At 44.6% G+C, this 19,461-nt stretch carries 11 protein-coding genes; 3 read left to right on the top strand and 8 right to left on the bottom strand.

What is annotated here, in order from left to right:
• Position 1: 1 nt before the first annotated feature.
• The 8 genes from lpxA to ispU form a co-directional block, all read right to left on the bottom strand.
• Entirely contained in the window at positions 2 to 790 is a 789-nt protein-coding gene (lpxA, locus tag A359_RS04045; protein WP_014888609.1) for an acyl-ACP--UDP-N-acetylglucosamine O-acyltransferase, read from the bottom strand.
• Positions 791 to 794: 4 nt separating this feature from the next.
• A complete protein-coding gene (gene fabZ, locus A359_RS04040; RefSeq protein WP_014888608.1) occupies positions 795 to 1,250 on the bottom strand; it encodes a 3-hydroxyacyl-ACP dehydratase FabZ in 456 nt (151 codons plus the stop codon).
• A 149-nt stretch (positions 1,251 to 1,399) separates the two neighbouring features.
• Positions 1,400 to 2,422 carry a UDP-3-O-(3-hydroxymyristoyl)glucosamine N-acyltransferase gene (gene lpxD / locus A359_RS04035; protein ID WP_014888607.1) on the bottom strand — a complete coding sequence of 341 codons (1,023 nt, stop codon included), beginning with the start codon at positions 2,420 to 2,422 and terminating at the stop codon, positions 1,400 to 1,402.
• Positions 2,423 to 2,425: 3 nt separating this feature from the next.
• Positions 2,426 to 2,923, bottom strand: a complete 498-nt coding sequence (skp, locus tag A359_RS04030; RefSeq protein WP_014888606.1) for a molecular chaperone Skp — start codon at positions 2,921 to 2,923, stop codon at positions 2,426 to 2,428.
• 321 nt (positions 2,924 to 3,244) lie between these two features.
• Entirely contained in the window at positions 3,245 to 5,674 is a 2,430-nt protein-coding gene (bamA, locus tag A359_RS04025; RefSeq protein WP_014888605.1) for an outer membrane protein assembly factor BamA, read from the bottom strand.
• Between the two features lie 37 nt (positions 5,675 to 5,711).
• On the bottom strand, positions 5,712 to 7,067 hold the full coding sequence (gene rseP / locus A359_RS04020) for a sigma E protease regulator RseP (RefSeq protein ID WP_014888604.1): 1,356 nt from the start codon (positions 7,065 to 7,067) through the stop codon (positions 5,712 to 5,714).
• Positions 7,068 to 7,087: 20 nt separating this feature from the next.
• The gene (gene cdsA / locus A359_RS04015) at positions 7,088 to 7,930 is read right to left on the bottom strand and encodes a phosphatidate cytidylyltransferase (protein WP_044104646.1); all 843 of its coding nucleotides are present in this window, start codon (positions 7,928 to 7,930) and stop codon (positions 7,088 to 7,090) included.
• Between the two features lie 20 nt (positions 7,931 to 7,950).
• On the bottom strand, positions 7,951 to 8,733 hold the full coding sequence (gene ispU, locus A359_RS04010) for a (2E,6E)-farnesyl-diphosphate-specific ditrans,polycis-undecaprenyl-diphosphate synthase (protein ID WP_095531957.1): 783 nt from the start codon (positions 8,731 to 8,733) through the stop codon (positions 7,951 to 7,953).
• Positions 8,734 to 11,377: 2,644 nt separating this feature from the next.
• Between ispU and pssA the strand changes: the two genes are divergently transcribed.
• From pssA to htpX, 3 genes are all read left to right on the top strand, one after another.
• Complete coding sequence (pssA, locus tag A359_RS04000; protein ID WP_014888600.1) at positions 11,378 to 12,736, top strand: CDP-diacylglycerol--serine O-phosphatidyltransferase; 1,359 nt, start codon at positions 11,378 to 11,380, stop codon at positions 12,734 to 12,736.
• A gap of 1,857 nt (positions 12,737 to 14,593) precedes the next feature.
• On the top strand, positions 14,594 to 15,277 hold the full coding sequence (gene proQ, locus A359_RS03995; protein WP_014888599.1) for an RNA chaperone ProQ: 684 nt from the start codon (positions 14,594 to 14,596) through the stop codon (positions 15,275 to 15,277).
• Between the two features lie 1,134 nt (positions 15,278 to 16,411).
• A complete protein-coding gene (htpX, locus tag A359_RS03990) occupies positions 16,412 to 17,293 on the top strand; it encodes a protease HtpX (protein WP_014888598.1) in 882 nt (293 codons plus the stop codon).
• Positions 17,294 to 19,461: the final 2,168 nt, after the last annotated feature.

Here is a 19,461-nt window from a genome sequence, read left to right as displayed (position 1 = left end):
TTTACCGAATAATGCCTCGCTGGGAGCGTGACAAAAAGTCTAGGAAGGTATTTACCACCTTATACTCGCTCGCCAACGTTTCCAGTTGCAATTTAGCTTCGTGAAGGGTTTTTCCACTACGGTAAATGATTTTATACGCAGCGCGTATCGCGTGTAGCGCATCGCGATCAAAACCTCGGCGCTTCAGCCCTTCAATATTCAGGCCGAACGGTGTAGCGTGGTTACCCTGAGCAATCACAAAAGGAGGTACATCCTGGGCAACACCAGAACAACCGCCGACCATGACGTGGGCGCCAATAACACAGAACTGATGGACGGCGGTCATTCCGCCGATAATAGCGTAATCGTCTACTACTACATGGCCGCCGAGTGTAGCGTTATTAGCCATAATGCAATGGTTGCCCACCGTGCAGTCGTGGGCGACATGTGCATTCACCATGAGGAGATTATCGTTACAAACTTGCGTTACTGCTCCACCTTGTATGGTGCCACGATGAATAGTCACGCTTTCTCGAATCCGGTTACGGTCGCCAATTGCAACTCGCGTGCGCTCTCCGGCATATTTTAAATCTTGATTGACATCTCCAAGGGAGACGAACGGATAAATCTGGTTGTCTTCACCAATGCAAGTAACGCCGACCACCACCACATGGGACTTCAGCACCGTGCGTGCACCGATTTCGACCTGTGAACCTATAACACAGAACGGCCCGACATAGGCGCCGGCGTGTATGATGGCGCCATCTTCCACAATAGCAGTGGGATGTATAAAGGCGCATTGATCAATCACGTATTCAGGCCTCCCGGCGCCGGGCGCACATCATAGATGCTTCACATGCTACTTCACCGTCAACTTTAGTGACACCTTTAAAGCGCGCGACCCCTCGACGCTCTTTAATAAATGCAACTTCGAGAATCATCTGATCTCCCGGCTGTACAGGACGCTTGAAACGAGCTGCATCGATGGCAGCAAAATAATAGAGTTCCCCAGGCGCCAGCTTTCCCGCGCTCTTGAACGCCAGAATTCCTGTCGCCTGGGCCATGGCTTCCAGAATGAGCACCCCAGGAAAGATCGGTTTGCACGGGAAATGACCCTGGAAAAATGGTTCATTGAAGGAAACATTCTTTACTGCTCGCAGAAACTGTCCTTTCTCGAAATCCAGAACGCGGTCTACTAGCAAAAATGGAAACCGATGAGGTAAAAGTTCTAATATCTCTTCAATATGCAGAGTATGAGTGTCAGTAGTCAAAATACTCTTCCTGTCTTTAAAAAACGTGGCATTAACAAGACCGCCTGCTTTAATCCGGCCAGGACAAAACAAGAAGGCCGCGAATATAATAATAACTCGCCGGGCAGTGAAAGCTCGGTGTGCATGATCCCCTACAAGGGCGGGATCAATTAGTTTTTTGCTAATTTTCGCTCGATAGCTTTTATTCGCTTGCTTATATCGCAGATATTCATGACTAACGCAGCGGTTTTACGCCATTCTTTATTCGGCTGTAGTGGAATCCCAGATGAGTATACACCTGGTTCGGTGATGGGACGCATGACCATGCCCATGCCTGTCACCGTGACTTTATCGCAAATGGCAATATGACCATTAATCACGCTAGCGCCCCCAATTATGCAAGAGCGGCCTATGGTCAGGCTGCCAGCCATAATAACACCACCAGCGACTGCGGTATTGTCACCAATGACTACGTTATGTGCAATCTGACACTGATTATCAATAATTACACCGTTCCCGATGGTGGTATCGTCCAACGCACCACGATCAATTGTAGTACACGCGCCAATTTCTACCCGATCTCCGATGATCACTCGACCAAGCTGCGGTATTTTGATCCAGTTTCCCTGATCGTTAGCGTACCCGAAACCGTCGGCACCAATCACGGCGCCAGATTGAATCAAACAATATTCGCCGATAACAATCTCATGATAGATGGTTACGTTAGCCCATAAGCGTGTGCGGGCGCCAATATGGGTGTTCTTTCCGACACAACAGCCAGGGCCGATGATCACGTCATCCCCAAGCACAACGCCAGATTCCAGGAAGGAGTTAGCGCCCACAGCCACCCGCTGTCCCATGGTCACATCTGGCGCAATTACCGCCCCAGATCCGATAGCCTCGGTAGGCTTTGGCGTGGTGTCCATCAGCTGTGCCATGTGGGCATAAGTTAAGTAAGGATTACTCACAACCAGCGCGGCGCCGGTGAAGAAAGGCAGGCTATCTTCGGTAAGCACTACCGCCGACGCCTGACAGGAAGAGAGTTGTTCACGAAAGTGGCTATCCGAAAGAAACGTAATCTGCCCTGCTTTCGCGCGCCTTATAGAGGAAATACCAGTAATGACGATCTCGCCATCACCGTGCAATTTTGCATCCAACTGCTGTGCTAAATCAGCGAGTCGAATTGAAAGCATGACTTATTTAACCTGTTTCAGAACGTCAGAAGTGATATCTTTAGCGTTGCGGGCATAAGCGATGGCGTTAGTATCGATAACGACGTCATAACCTTTCTTGGTAGCAACGCTCTTCACAGTATCGTGAATACGAATTAGAATCTTATTACGTTCTTCCGTCTGGCGACGACGATTATCCTGCTCAAATGCCTGGGCTGCATTGGAGAAAGTCTCCCGCTGCGCCATGACGGACATTTCTAGTGAGCTACGCTCACTAGCGGTCATCGTCAAACCGTCACGCTGTAGCCGCTGTATCTCAGTCTGCAAAGCGCGTTCCATGGACTGCAGTTCAGTGGCGCGTCCCTTAAATTCATTTTCAAGCTGTTTAGAAACCAAGGCACGTTGCGGCAGCTTCTGGAAAATACTAGAAACGTTCACTACAGCAATTTTATCGGCAGATTCCGCGATAGCAGAGGCAGCGAAAGTTAAACACAGGAACGCAGCATATACCCACTTTTTCACTATAAACTCCTTAACCACCTGTTATGTTTTACTGTGTTGTCAAGCTAGGCGACAGGCAGACATGCTTTTTACTTAGCATTGTTATCATACGTAGCTTTGTTGAAAAACGGATTTTATACTGTCAGTTCCGGGAACTATTTGAGCTCTTCAGGTCGAAATCATGCAGTTAAACCTTATGAGAAAACAGCACACTTGAGATGATAAGCATTTTCTGAGAAAACTGCATAGCAGAACCGCATAATTATCTATTTTTCAACAAAGTTGTCGTGCATCAACCACTGCTTTCTACTACTCCTTGCCTGAAAAGTAGTGGGTTTAATCTTACCACGTTTTCCCGATATTAAACTGAAACGGCTCTAACTTGTCGCCGTCGTATTTTTTAACTGGCTGCGCATAAGAGAACACCAGCGGCCCTAGCGGTGACATCCACTGCAGGGCAATGCCGCTAGAAATGCGGATAGCGTCTCGGTCGCTGTAGTCTGGAATACCTGCCGCGCGGGTCGCGCTGGTAGTTTGCCATTCCGTGTCCCAAACCGCACCACCATCGACAAACAGCGAGGCACGTAAAGAGTTGGAATATTTCGCACTCAAGAAAGGTATCGGCAAGATAAGCTCGGCGACAGCAACAGCCATTGCATTACCGCCTACCGCATCGCTAGATTTTTTCACTGGACAAACACTATAGTGGGCATTCGTGCTATTGCACTTATAATACGCTGCCTTTGGACCAATGGTCTTGGAACGAAAACCGCGCACGGTATTGGAACCGCCCGCATAGAAGTTGTCGTAGAAGGGGACATCCTTTCCGCTTAGACCAGCTGAGTAGCCGGCACGCACGCGGCCAATCAGCACCCAGTTGCCACTCTCCCTAAGCGGGACATAGTGACTGGCGTCGAACGTGATTTTATAATATTCATTATCAGAACCCGGCAGTGTCACCTTACCGATTAGACGGGCGCGAGACCCCCTGCTCGGGAAATGGCCGCGGTTTAAATTGTTGTGGCTCCACCCCATAGAGCACAAAAAGTCATCGGCATTGAAATCAGCGTTTTTGTCTGCCTTATCCGTCGTAATAACCGTGGCATTCATGCCACGGTTATTCAGATAACGCCACATTGCTACTTGGGGCTCCATATTGGTCAAATCATCATGAACGTAGTCAAGACCAACATTCAGCGCACGGTTTTCGCTTATGGGGAAGTCCAGCATCGTACCCACACCATAGCTGCGTAGATTATAGTCCGATAGATCTGCCCCATCAGCGTTAAAATCATTGTAGAAGATTTTTCCACCTAGACTAATACCGTTCACTGTAAAGTAAGGATCCTTCATCGACAACTCACCATAAGTCTGGTAGTCGTTCTTGGTGCCTTTCAAGCCGACAAAATGACCGGTTCCCATCCAGTTATCCTGCTGGATACCAAACTGGCAATTCACACCGCTTTCGGTCCCAAAACCAATACCAACGTTAATGTTGCCGGTATTGCGCTCCTTAACCTTGTAAACTACATCTACCTGGTCCGGCGAGCCGCGTATGCGCTCAGTTTCGGTCTCTACGGTTTCAAAGTAACCCAGCCGATTGAGCCGCGTTTTACCTTGATCGATCAGCTTACTGCCGAGCCACGCGCCTTCCATCTGGCGAATTTCACGACGCAACACAGAGTTCTTGGTTATATAATTACCGTCAAAGCGTACATGGTTTACATAAAACCGCTTGCCTGCGTCGATGCTAACATGCAACTTAACCGTTTTCTCCGCGTCGTTAAAGTCCAAATGCGTCGCCACGCAGGGATAGGCATAGCCATAAAAGCCCAGCAATTGCTTGATATCACTCTCCATCTTGATCACCTTGGCGCCGCTGTACAGTGCGCCAGGCTGAGCTATTGCTAATTGCTCAATTTCGGTAGCGTGACAAGCCATATTACCGCTGACCACGGTACCGGTAGACAGCTTATATTGCGTTCCTTCAGTGATGTTCAAGGTGATGAAAATATGCCTCTTGTTCGGCGTCAAGCTAACCTGAGTAGAATCGATACTGAAACGAGCATAACCGCGATCGAGATAAAATCTCTGTATGGTTTCAAGATCCTCATCCAGCTTTTTTTTTTGGTATCTACGATCTCCCACTACATTCCACCACGGCAATGCATCACGCAGCTGGAAGCATGCTATCAGCTCATCAGTGCTGAACGCATGGTTGCCGATAATATTAATTTTCTGAACCTTGGCTGAGATGCCTTCCGTAAACAACATGTCAAGAGCAACGCGGTTACGCGGGAGAGGCGTAACCGCTACTTTGACCGTAGCGCTGTATTTTCCATTGCTGTAGTAGAGGTCTTCTAGCTCTTTTGCAATATTATATATTGTAGGTCGATGAAGAGCTTCGCCCACCCGAACGCCCTGGATGTCCAGGTTTTGCTTAAGAACCTCCTCCTTCACTTCCTTGTTGCCGGAGAAGGTAATGCTACTAATAGTAGGACATTCCTTGACCTGTACGACCAGTGAATGTCCGTCACGCAGCACTTGAATATCCTCAAAGTGTTTAGTAGCAAAGAGAGAGCGAATCGCATTTCCTATATCTTCATCAGTCGCTTTATCACCGATGCGAATCGGCATCCTTAGCAACACCGCATCAACAGAAACCCGTTGCAGTCCTTCGAAATGAATGTCCTTCACTACGAACCCATCTGCACTGTATGCGGTAGCGCTGCTAAGAAGCAGCGACGCTATGAGTAACCTTTTCATCGACATCGTAGTTATGCGTTCTTCCTAGCATAATATCAGGCTCTCATAGCCTGGAAAAATCATTAAAAAGAGCTAGACCCATTAGCAGCACCAGCAAAATCGAGCCGATACGATAACTAAAGTCTTGCACTCGTTTGGATACTGGTTCTCCTTGCAGTTTTTCTATTGCAAGGAAAAGTAAATGACCACCATCTAACATCGGTAACGGGAACAGATTAATCACTCCCACATTCACGCTAATAAGCGCCAGAAACATTAGGTAATAAATCCAACCGTATTCCACTGCCATCCCCGCGCCCTTTGCTATACCAATCGGGCCACTCAGATTATTGATCTTAACATCTCCGGTAACTACTTTACCTAACATATTGACCGTAACGCGCATCAGCTGGCAGGTTTTTTCGGTCGCTTGGGCCAAAGCCGTTAACGGTCCGTACTGCAGTACAGTTTTATATTCCGCAGGCAGAGGGATAATTTTTGGTATGAGGCCCGCAAAACCTTGCACGTGCCCCCTTCCCACTGCCTTGCTGTCGGGCCACAGAGTTAGCTCTAGAAGCCTACCGTTCCGTTCAATACTGACCGAAAGCGACTGCCCGGGATTATCGCGCACTTGATTCATAAATACCTGCCATGCAGAAAACGGCTTCCCATTGACTTTAACGATCCTGTCTCCGGCTTGCAAACCTGCTTTTACTGCAGCTGATCCTGGCTGAACTGCAGAAAGCACAGCCTCTATGCGAGGCCCGAGTGGAATAATGCCAAGTGAAACGATAGGGTCTTGCTTGTTCGGCTCGCAGTACCATCCGCGCAAATCCAGTGTTTTCCTTTCAGCCTGCGAGGAACCGAACGGAACAAGGCAAATTGTGGTTTTAACAGCGCCAAAACTATTTATCAGCTCTAGACGGAATGAATCCCAATCAGGGGTTTCGATACCGTTAACTGACTTCAGTTCCATTCCGGAAGACATGTCTGCCCGCGAGGCGATGGAATGGGGGACAATCTCGCCAATAACCGGTCGGTAAGTCGGCACACCTATCATAAACACGATCCAATAGGCAGCGATGGCGAACAAAAAGTTGAATACGGGCCCGGCAGCGATAATAGCGGCGCGCTGCCAGACTGCCTTATGATCAACCACTCCTTCACGAGGCTCGTGAGCGACGCTATCTACTCTATCACTCAACATTTTGACATAGCCACCCAAGGGAATGGCTGCGATCACATATTCTGTGCCCCGTTTATCACACCAGCGCCATAGTGCAGGCCCGAAGCCAATAGCAAAACGTTCTACCGTCACGCTGCATCGGCGGGCCACCCAAAAATGCCCGAACTCGTGTACCACGATCAATACACCTAACACGACAACGAAGGCAGCAATACTCCAAAAAAAGTGCAGCATAAGCGCTCCTAGTCCCGGACTTAGATGGCGTTAAAGATCAACAGCATGAGACCACAAAAGACCGGTACCGAGGCGGTCAAACTGTCTATACGATCTAAAATACCACCATGCCCAGGGATTAAATAACTGCTTTCCTTGATGCCGGCCTCACGTTTGAACATGCTTTCACTTAAATCACCTAACACGGACGATAACGCCGCAATAATCGAACAAATAAATAGCGTTAACGGGGCGATTTCAAGAGGGGCGTATTTACCAAACAGCCAGCATATCGATGCAGAAGTGATCAGACCGCCTACCACGCCCTCCCAGGTTTTCCCGGGAGACACCCGCGGGGCAAGCTTATGGCGGCCCCAGGCACGCCCAAATATGTAAGCGCCGGAATCCATACTCCAAACCAGTATCATTACATACAGTATCCACCAGGCACCTGTAAAACGGTTAATATCATAATGGTATTGACGTAGAGTAAGCAGACCCCAAAAAAAAGGCGCAATAGTCAGAATACCGCATGATAGCCTTAGCGGACGAGATGCGCGCCAAAGCGTAGCGGAACGGGGATAACACAACACAAGGAGTAGCGATACCGTCCACCACACCAGTCCAAACCATAGGGTATATGTCGCCTTCCAGGCGGTCAAGCAGGGCCAGTAACCCGGCATAGCGAGCATCACAAAACCCAGAAGAAGGCCGAACAGCATAGCAATCCAGATGCGCTGGTGTCGGGAAGCAAAGCCAGCAAGCACCCCCCATTCCCAGGCACTGAACATACAGACCACAAGGGTAAACAGGCCAAATCCAGCCAGGGGAAATAAAAACAGTGCGGCGATAACAATAGGTATCATTACACACGCACTAATCATCCGATATTTCAGAACCCCTCCTAGGATGCATTGGCATCATGCTGTGTCGTTCCGCCGAAGCGCCGCTCACGTTGGGCAAAAGCATTCAAGGCGTTTTCAAAAACAGCATCATCAAAATCTGGCCACAATACATCGGTAAAAAACAGCTCCGCATAAGCGATTTGCCAGAGCAAAAAATTACTGATGCGCCGCTCACCTCCAGTGCGAATAACCAGATCCACTGGGGGTAGCTCGTGCATACACACTACCTGAGACAAAGTATTTTCATCTATTTGTTCAGGCTGCAAGATGCCTCCTTTTACCTGGGCGGTGAGTTGCCGTACGCCCTGAATGATATCCCAACGCCCACCATAATTCGCAGCAATATTTAAGGTCAACCCATGGTTATTGCAGGTTAGGGCCTCGGAGCGGCGGATACGCTCCTGCAATCGCCTACCAAAGCGTGAGGTGTCGCCGATAATACACAACCGAACATTATACTTGTGCAGGCTTTTCAGTTCACTATCCAGGGCGCGCGCAAACAACTCCATCAGCGCGGAAATTTCCTGGCTAGAGCGATTCCAATTTTCGCTGCTGAACGCATAAAGCGTTAATGCATCGAAATGATGACTGACTGCAAAGCTGACAGCGCGGCGTACCGACATCACACCGGCCTGGTGGCCAAAGATACGTAATTTTCCCCGGTTTTTCGCCCAACGGCCGTTACCATCCATAATAATAGCGACATGGCCTCTTGCATGAGGAGGGAATACTGTCAATTTTTGATGACTTTCAGATGATATCACGCTTACGCATTTCCTCATGAATCATACCACCGTCTTGCCTGAACAACAGATCTTAAATGTATAATAAAAACCTGCACGCAAATCGTTTACAACTGTTTTTGAATCCAGGTATCCTAGATCGACGGGATGAGTGGTGTAGACTATAACATTTTGATGTTCATCAAACAAATCGGCATTGAGTGCACTGTAATAATCATCGCTCTTTATATCCCTTCCAGTGATCTTACTCATGCATTGTGACTGCTTTTTAAAAAAAGTCTTTACTAACAATGTTATGTACATAATTAAAAAAATTTAAGATATAGCTCTTGAGGCATATTAATTGATCATGCCCTGCGAGTTTACGAATTACACATGGTAAAGATTAATGTTATCTCCCCTCACTTTGAGTGAAGCCGATCGAGCGCGATGTACTGTGCATCTGATATCATCTGCCAAACAAAACATTTATCGCCCGTGCTTAAAAAGATTTCTACTCTTGGCGGTGATGAAGGAGAGCCGGAAGCAACTATCTTTGATACATCAATCGAGAATTTCAGTTATAGTAGAGTACGTCCTTAGTATTAGATAGTGCACCTGAATAATGTGTACTAATGCATTCAAAATCAACATGGAGCAGATTGCAGGTGAAATAGCGTCTAAGGCTGCAGTCGTTATCTACTCTTAAGCATACTCGCCCTGTTTTTTGAAAAAAACATGCCCTAAGCGCGGTGCCTGAATCCGTTCGATCGAGGTAATGTAAAAGGAATCTTGTTGAAGAAACTGAACATTCTATCATCCTTGATGGCGCTTACTAGACGCATTGAAAATAGTCTTTATGGCATGTAATCATTGATAAGTATTTACTAGCTTAACTAAAACAACGTTTTTAAACAGCGCAGTTATCTCGAGTTATAGCCTGCTCGATCTGCTATATTTTTATATAAAGCGCACCCTTTCTCTTGAGCGGTATCTTTAAATACTTTACTAATTAAATCAAGCTATCATCAAAAGTACTGATGATGAAATAGCTGATCAGTGTCTCACTGAAGGGTGTAAGGGGGGTGCAGTGATTTAATGCTCAAGCTTATGCGGCACCTGTTAAGATCCCCGTACTCTGCAGTGTGATTTTAGCGATCACGGAGATTTTATAACGGCATAAAACAGCCAAGACGCAGTGAAATGCCTGATGTACTTATCGAGAGCATCGATTTTACGGTTTTGCTGCAATAATTAAGTGGAGCAATAGCGCACAGCGATAAAGTATCGAAAAAGGCAAAGTATGATGGCGTAAGCAACCTCATAATCGCAGTACATGGAGGGATAGAGGCATTATCTATGCTAATGTATCGCACCGTGATACCGCCACCCCCCTAAAAACAGGAATAGATTAGAGCTGACAGCGTTTACGCTACACCTTCTTCCCACACCCTGGGAAAGCTCTTTGTTTAACAATCAAGTCTTTTGTAATAGCTAGCCTGATAGGCAAGCTCTCGGTGCCCCATAAGAGCGCTGTTCGATAGTCCTCACAATATCATCTCGTTTAGCAGATTTACTGTTACTGTCATCATCATTTGCTTATCTTAATTATGATGGCAAGACAAACCAAGAACACTACCAAGTAGTGTTTTGCAAAAGCAGATAACCATTGCAGCTATTGAGAGCAGGTTATAATCTACTTATTTTCTTAGTCTAATTGCTCCCGAGCTCAGACGCTGAGCTTCAACCGCAGTAGCTAGGATTATAAGATGCAAGGGGGACAGCATGACTTTACCACTATACAGTATCTAGCTCGCTAAAAGTACGCCAATGAGTACGGAGATCTTAACAGTCGCCACATAAGTTTAAAAATCAAATCATTGCACTTCTGTGCACCCCTCAGCGAGAAGCCAATCAGCCACTGCATCGTCATAAGCATCATTTATGGCGCCGGCTAAGTCATCACATAGTCTGCCAGACCCTTTAAGTGCAGTGGCTCCATGCGACAAGATCTGCGTGTTATTCAAAGAATGTCGCTGCTGAATCGCCTTGCTGCCAGTGTGCTAAGTTGGTTATTCTACACTATAGTTTTGATATGAAGGTTATGATTAACAATCAATCAAGAACAATACTTTAGTCATAAACTAACTTTTAATTTTTATACGGTCATAATGATAATGATATTTTTCTTTTTGGCGCTCAGCGATTAGAGATTAAGTCGATCGTTGCATGAATAATATACAATCTATTGATTTCACAACACCGTAACCATAATACTTGGAAAAGCACGCACTCAGTATCATTAACAAGCCATGTCTGCAATTTAAAGCACTTTCAGGTGTTAATGCAACTCTGCATAATCATGGTAATCACCCACACCCGGTGATCAAAATGACAACCGTCTGAAGCATACAATCTTGTTAGGAATTTTCAATAAAGTGCCATAGCATAACATGCTCGGCATAATAACGGGTTTGGCCTAATCAAGGCTACACTGTAAGTATTTACCTGCAGGATAATGTCCCCACGATATCACTAAAACCGACTAATCGATGATTTGCTGTGTGCAGTCCTAAAGATTCTCGAAGTCAATTGAAACATCCCCACAAGTCAGAAAGTAGTGATACTATTACCCATTAAAAGAAAATGCCTGTTTGTACAAAGTCATTCCAACCATCGATGATGAGAGCAGAAGCGCACTGTGATGTTGTCAACTTTAGAACACAGCAAACACCAACAACACCTTGCACAACTACCGAAGATTCCCCAAGTACTTTCAGGTATTAAAACACTTTATAGCCCTGAAGCTTTTTATCAAGCACTAATACAAGCGATTGCAGGAGCCAGAAGGCGGATTTATTTAATCGCGCTGTACCTGGAGCAGGATCAAGGCGGCCAACGGATCCTTGAGGCTCTTTATCAGGCAAAACAGACTGGCCTAACGCTTGAAATAGCGATTCTGGTTGACTGGCACAGGGCACAGCGCGGGCGCATCGGCGTCGCCTTTGCAAACAACACCAACGCTGACTGGTACTGCCGCATGGCTCAGCTACATCCCGAAATTAACGTTCCGATATACGGCGTGCCGGTCAATACCCGCGAAGCCTTGGGTGTTTTGCATTTGAAGGGATTCATCATTGACAATGATGTGATTTATAGCGGAGCTAGTATTAACAATCTTTATCTCTATCAGGAAGATAAATACCGCTACGATCGCTACCATATTATCCGTAATGAGACCCTGGCTGAGACGCTCCTCAATTATATCAAACACCATTTACTCACAGCACCTGCAGTAACCCGCTTGGACACCGCTTCCCGGCCAAAGAGTCGGGTAATAAAAAACGATACACGCCTGTTTCGCCAGACACTACGAGAGGCTAACTATTGTTATCGTGGTGAGGCCGGCCCCAATGAATTGAGCATTACCCCGCTAGTCGGATTAGGGAAAAAAAGCGCACTTAATAAAACGATTCATCATTTGTTATGTTCCGCTCAAGAGAGTTTGACGTTATGTACCCCTTATTTTAATTTACCAGCGCTGTTGGTGCGGGATCTGATCGGGTTGCTGCGCCTGGGAAGGCAGGTGGAAATCATTGTCGGTGATAAAACCGCCAGCGATTTTTACATCCCTTTGGATCAGCCGTTTAACATCATCGGCGCCCTTCCCTACCTATACGAAATGAACCTTCGTCGCTTTCTTAACCGTCTGCGGTGTTATCTTGATACGGGTCAGCTGGTAGTACGTCTATGGAAAGACGAGGAGAATACTTATCACTTGAAAGGTATTTGGGTGGACAAGGAATGGCAATTGCTAACCGGAAGCAATCTCAATCCACGTGCCTGGCGACTTGATCTAGAAAACGCGCTACTACTCCACGATCCTGCGCAAAAACTTCGCTCGCAACGTGAATGCGAGCTTAACTTAATCCGTGCCCACACGAGGTCGGTACGACACTGCGACGAGATGCCAAACATCGCTGATTATCCCGTAAAAGTGAGTAAGCTGATGCGTCGTCTACGCCGTATCCGCATAGACAGCTTAATTAACCGGATACTCTGAAATATAGCACCCAGATAAATGGGAATTGATTATATTAACAATGAGCGTCTCTCATCAATAACATAAAACCTTATGCGTTTCAGGAATCGGTAAACAGAATCGTGATTCTGTTGCTGAAAACTGCACATGTAGATGCTTTGGCAGCAACCCCGCTTGCAACAAGCAAGCGGGGTTGCTGAACTGCTATCAATAAAAAATGCTTTTTATCTTCCTCGGATCCTTGACGTACGCGTTTTCACTGTTCCTATAATCTGACGGTAGGAAAGGCGATGGTAATGATTAAAGCGTGTCGGCGGTTTACTCCCGTAAACAATGCTGAATATTGTCCTTAATTACGTCACAAGCCTTCTGCTAGAAGGACAGTCATATCACGCTCGATGCGATATAATGATTCCACGAAATATTTATTCATCTCTTCTTTAATTAAACCACAAAATAATCAATAAATCATTATATTTTTATTACCCTACAATAGAATTTTCTGAATTAATGCAATTCCTTAAATAATTTACAAGCAATATCCTAATTCTTGTTGCATTACAGTCAAAAAGCATGCATTAGATTTTATTATAGAAGTAGGTAATGTCGTTAATCGGTTTTATTAAAAGATAAAAAAGATTTGATGTAATGTTCCTTCGTTATAGTCACGCAGATAGCATTTTATGTAATAGTGGTATTATATATAAGGCGATCGATCATAACTCACACTGACTGACAGTGGTAAAGTCTTATATGTCATTTACTGACCGAAACACACTTCTTTTCCTCTCCGCAATAGGAATGTTAAAAGAAAAAAGTTGATATTATCCTAAAATAGCTATGAAGTCGTTCTATGTTAAAAAAACTTATTACCCAGTAAACTAAGTAATGAATGCTATTTATACTATAAGCAAAACTCTAGATTAAAGATGTGAAATCGATATTCAACATCATTCTCAATGCTTGTAATATCTGTAAAGAGTAAATCTATCAAAGACTAAAAAATAAATTTATTATATCTTATATCAGCAGAAACATCAATTAGCTATCAATAGCTCTTTTGATACCTCATATCAGATTCAGTTATATCCACTACACTCTGGAATTATTTTGAATCAAAAGATTACGTCGCGTTTATTCGATAAACCAATTATTTTTTTTAAAAAATCATGCAATTAAACCCTATTAAATAACGGAAAGTTCAAGAGGCAGAATGCTCTACTAGAAGTTTATACCAGAGGAGAATAATTCTTAAGAGTTTATCAAGCCCTCAAAAAAGATAAGAACCAGAGCGTTCAAAACTGCACTATCTACAGCCTGCTTTAGGAATGTTCTTTTTTTAATTCATCAGTATAATATTTAGGCTAATACCTAATGGGCAATGATTGTCACTGATCTAAAGAGAAGTTCATTGGCATATCAATGATGACTATCCTACATCTCATGCAATACCTAGATAGCAAAGATAGCACCAGAACTTTTTCACTATAGCTTCAAGACGTGGCGTTACATGAGGCACCTAATATCAGATGCTGATGGTATCGCACTGCATAACCTCTCACTAAAAAAGTAGATAATATCAATTATTCACATACTATCCTTTTAAAATCGCACTGCCTATTTCAATGGCATAAACTAATAAAACACGCTTTAGATATCGATAGAACGATCTCTCATCGCTTTGAGTGGGATGATCAAGATACACTCAAGCGGTATTGATTAGTTCTTCCGGCCGTTAGATAGCATCAATATGCTCACATTGAACACTCAGACTTGATCATGATATACGGATTACGTGGCATTTTCCGATGGTGTCATTCTAATAACGTCTGTTCATGCCTACGCTAGTTGGCGCAACCGTTGTGATGAGGAAAGTTAATGAACAACAAAACTAAACTGAAGAGCAAAAAAGAAGTGATTAAATTTTTAGCGAATCGCTTCCCTCTCTGCTTCACTACCCAAGGTAAAGCTAAACCGTTAAAGATCGGTATCTTTCAGGATTTGGTTGAACAGGTTCAGGGCGAAGAGAATATCAGTAAGACGCAACTGCGTTCCGCATTACACCGGTATGTTTCAACCTGGCGTTACCTCAATGAAATAAAGATTGGCGTGCAGCGCATTGATCTCGCTGGTAACCCCTGCGGTGCGATGGAAACGCAGCATGTTGAACATGCACGCAAAACATTAACGGACGCTAAAGCCAGAGTTCAGCTGCAGCTCGCCGCTGAAGAACCGAAAACGCGCATAAACGATAATGCGGCTACGCTGCATGGTGCCGATTTATTCAACCAAGCTAGAAAAAGTAAGCCCGAAACCACTTGCATTCCCCATCTTAAAAAAGCAAATCCTAGCGTTTCAGTTCGGCAAACGACACGCGCTGTAAAAACCTTAGCCGTCACTAGCCTGGATAGTTTTAGAGTTGGACAAACGATCAAAGTTAAAATTGGTAAAAATCCCATACAAGCAATCATCCTAAACATCGGAAAAGCAGGAGTACATATACAACTTTCTTCCGGAATGGCCGTGATAATACGAGAAGAAGACCTTCAGCTCTTATCTTGAGACCGGCAAGACAGGGCCAATATCTTTTACAGAGAGCAGATCATCACCTTTGATGTACGCTGTCCCGTAGAAATGGCGACAGCATACATCACATAAGATGATCTGCTTCCGAAGTTGAAAGCAGCATAGTACGGCAGTAGACAGTAGGTGAGCGGGTCAGGTAACGTTTGCTCTAGAATCGTCTTTCGCCCAGAACATTTTCGATCATTGCGGAAACATCATTGACCACAGAGACAGATTCTTAGTCCCTTTAAATCCTACAGCATTTTCCCTGCTCAAAAATTTAAATTAACTTAAGTGCTCAAGATTCGTAAACGTCACGTTATAATCCCCGATGTATAATATCTTGGGAAAGCTTTGATTCGAGTCTCAGCGGTATCCTACTAGCTCAGGAGCACGCCTATCACTTTCAACGGACACGACGTCATTGCAATTCACTACGCGTACAGCCGCACTCGAAAATTACCTTTAAGCTCGATGTGGGATGAGCAAATCTGAGCAGATCTGCGATAAGAACACTGTACAGATAGACCATGCGCGCTACTTCATTCATCATCAGATGTTGCGTCGAGTATGGCCGATGCTAGATTCAATGCAAAACAAGCTTCAGAACTATTATCGATTTAACAGCGATCGCTCTCAATAACAACGTGTTATATAATAGCTCATTCATACCCACCTGAATCAGAGCTATCAAAATTAAAGAAAATTGGAATCTATTCTCGACCCGGCTGTTTCAAGCGGCCTGGCGCGCATCGTTAAGGATCTTGAATGAGAAGTACATTCAAGAAGCTACCTCGCGTTACGACCTTATTCACGCGAATCAAAATTAAGCCCCCGCTCCTTATCAACCGGAAGCTAGAGCTCTAACAAGAGGGCGCTTTTTTACAGCACGGGCAGAAGTAACTATAGTATCCCATAACAAGACGGCAGTGTAATGGTAAGTGCACAATAACCCCTTAAACCGCCGACTTTTCGACACTTCCCAGCAAAGCTGGGAGTCAACACCTGATGAAATGTAAAGTTATGTATGTTTGTCGACTTAGCCCCGCGTAATGCTTGAAAAACTCCTCAAAGACCCTAAAGTAGGGCTACGCAATCAGCGTAATTATTTTCCGAGGAACCTGACATTTTATGATGCGTATCGCTCTTTTCCTGCTGACGAACCTGGCTGTGATGCTGGTGTTCGGTATTGTACTGAGCCTCACCGGGATCCAATCTTCCAGTGCCGCTGGGTTAATGATAATGGCCGCCTTGTTTGGATTTGGCGGGGCTTTCATTTCGCTATTAATGTCAAAATTTATGGCACTGCACTCCGTTCGCGGCGAAGTGATTAAGCAACCGCGTAATGACACTGAACGTTGGCTGATAAATACAGTCCGCCAGCAAGCGCAGCAGGCTAATATCGCTATGCCGCAAGTAGCGGTTTATCATGCGGTTGATATCAACGCTTTTGCTACCGGCGCAACGCGTAATGCTTCGCTGTTGGCCGTCAGTACCGGTCTGCTTCAGAATATGAACCACGATGAAGCCGAGGCTGTCCTCGCTCATGAAATTAGCCATATAGCAAGTGGTGATATGGTGACTATGACGTTAATGCAGGGCGTGGTAAACACGTTCGTCATTTTTATATCGCGAATCCTAGCGCAGTTAACGGCAGGGTTCATTTCGTCAGATCGCGATGAGAGCGAACATAGCAATGGTAATTCTCTGGTTTATTTTACCATCTCCATGGTGCTTGAGTTGGTGTTTGGAGTCTTGGCGAGCATAATTACACTATGGTTCTCGCGTCACCGTGAATTCCATGCTGATGCTGGTTCGGCTAAGTTAGTAGGGCGTAAAAAAATGATTGCAGCACTTCAGCGGCTAAAGACCAGCGGCGAGCCCCAGGAAGCCAAAAGCATACTTGCTTTTTGTATCAATGGCCGTAATAAAACCTTTAGCGAACTATTTATGTCACATCCCTCGCTAGATAGACGAATCGAGGCACTCCGTTCTGGCACCTACTTGAAATAAGAAAATTACGGAGGCTAACACCTGCAGGAGACGCATCACAACACACCTCGTAATGGTAACTATAAAAATACGAACAGCTCTGCCGAGAAAGAGTAAAATCTCTCTCTGCAGCTTCTTGAAAATGCCCGCTCTTACTGTAGAACCACGACCTCCTGTAGAGTTCGTTATTGTAACGCTAAATAATTTCACGGTTGACTCCCTGCGCACAAAACTAGATGCCAGTACTACTAATCAGCAGAATAGCCTATGTATACAAACTATTACAGCAACAGCAAGCCAGGCTGTGAATATTATATACCCCTGCTGCCGGTATTGGTATAAGCAGTAGAGTCGGACGACTATTAAAGCATCCTCCTTATTTGAGAACAGTAGACTGTGCAGTACGTCACTAGCTATAATAGCTATTATTAGACTATTAAATTCAGATCAGTACTGTATTTTTTACAAAGAAAATAGCTTTCAACTTATAAGTACCAGTGATAACCTACGCGCTTCCAAGGTAGGTCGCTTCTTGCCTCCACGCTTATTAGCACAAGCGTCGCTATGGTGCTGATAGTTTTAACACCCAGTGGGATATTACAACACGTCCCGCTACGTTAGGATCGCGGTCTCTTGAGCTTGATTAACCGATCTTCTGCTATTTTTTAGATAGAGACATCTTATTGCATCCGAAGAGTCAATGCGAAAATAGGAAAGGTAAAAAAGGATTGATAGATGCTCTCAAGACTGAACGGATATGACTTCTAAGAATTCTTAAAGTAAATATATTAACTCAAACACCAGTTTGTTTGAGTCTAGTTGTTTAGCTGCTTAAGCTAAAACAGGCTAGATAGAAAACGCGCGAGGAGGGCCGCGACTCACAAATCCTAGCGTCAGTCTGCACTTCTAGAGGCTCCTTCGAACATAAAAAGAAAATACGGAATCCACTCTGTCTCAACAACTGCATATAATATGCCAGTGCTGCCATCGCCGAGTCCGAAACAAGCAAATGGTAGTATTTTATCTTAGGCTCGATGCATGCAAATAGTCAAAAAAGCACGGCCTCCTTTACCTCTAGGTTGCGTGTCTCCTATCACCCCTATGGAGGAATATAGAATTAACTGTTATGTTTCCCAACAGGTATGATAGGTTTTAACCTAGTATTGTGAAGATTACCATCTAATGATATTGGATTTAATCAAATAGCTCGATAACTACAGAGCGATACTGTCATATAATTAAGGAAAGATAACGTTGAAAATAACACCATTTGATAATACATCAGAATGCAATTTTATATTGCATTATTGACTATATTGTGTACTGCACTACTAATGGTGTTGCAACGATGCGAGTGTCTTAGGTACGACTCTATATTGTCCGTGTTCGCAGAAGTTTCAACCCTCCTATAAGGGCTCAAGCTAGCGCGAAGGTGGAAGCTACTGGCTGGGGCGCATACATACACCTCCAGTCATGGTATGCGAGACTGCACAGAGTTAAACTAGAAAGGAAAAACCACTATTCATTCCCTAATCGCCAACGAATGCGAACCTGTTCGGGCATAACTCAGCCTTATTGATTGCTTTATTCCTCTAATTTTCAGAATACACTATGGCAATGGTCGAGACCATCTGACCGCATATAATGCAAGTAATAAAATTTCATTCAATCAAAATCTGATTGCAAGCAATTAAGATTTTAACTTCATGCTATGGTGAAAAATGTTTTAGATATATTTTAGATACCAAGATCACTCAACCAAACATACACATAAGTCTTATAGATATTGCAATACATTACGCTGTATCAAGGCAGACTCCACTGATATTGAGTATTCGTCTGCATATTTTTCTGCTGCATTTTAAAAAATACGTCAAAGGCGGTTAGAGATGGGATATCGCCTAACATATATTTTGAAAAACAGAAATTGCAGTCATCATGCAAGCGGTTAACTACCTTCATTTCAATTCATAGGCTTTATAGAAGCATGGGCATGACAACCTGGCTCACTAATACTCACGCCCTCTAAGGCCGCATGAGTCTATTGGACTATAAATAGATACATCAGCTATTTTTTTCATGAATCACAGCACTACTTTTAAAGAAAGTAACTAATTACCTTTTCCGAAGATAACACTCTCAAAATTTTGCTAATTATACAATCCGGACTTAGCCTCTCGCTACAGGCC

The sequence above is a fragment of the secondary endosymbiont of Ctenarytaina eucalypti genome, assembly GCF_000287335.1.
Taxonomy (GTDB): Bacteria; Pseudomonadota; Gammaproteobacteria; order Enterobacterales; family Enterobacteriaceae.
Note: the sequence above shows the minus strand (reverse complement) of the source record. Positions and strands in the feature narration are given on the sequence as shown.

Coding starts and splice junctions, on each gene's coding strand:
- lpxD (WP_014888607.1), bottom strand. CDS start 2,422: ATGCTTTCAATTCGACTCGCTGATTTAGCACAGCAGTTGGATGCAAAA.
- bamA (WP_014888605.1), bottom strand. CDS start 5,674: ATGTCGATGAAAAGGTTACTCATAGCGTCGCTGCTTCTTAGCAGCGCT.
- rseP (WP_014888604.1), bottom strand. CDS start 7,067: ATGCTGCACTTTTTTTGGAGTATTGCTGCCTTCGTTGTCGTGTTAGGT.
- cdsA (WP_044104646.1), bottom strand. CDS start 7,930: ATGATTAGTGCGTGTGTAATGATACCTATTGTTATCGCCGCACTGTTT.
- ispU (WP_095531957.1), bottom strand. CDS start 8,733: ATGAGGAAATGCGTAAGCGTGATATCATCTGAAAGTCATCAAAAATTG.
- pssA (WP_014888600.1), top strand. CDS start 11,378: ATGTTGTCAACTTTAGAACACAGCAAACACCAACAACACCTTGCACAA.
- proQ (WP_014888599.1), top strand. CDS start 14,594: ATGAACAACAAAACTAAACTGAAGAGCAAAAAAGAAGTGATTAAATTT.
- htpX (WP_014888598.1), top strand. CDS start 16,412: ATGATGCGTATCGCTCTTTTCCTGCTGACGAACCTGGCTGTGATGCTG.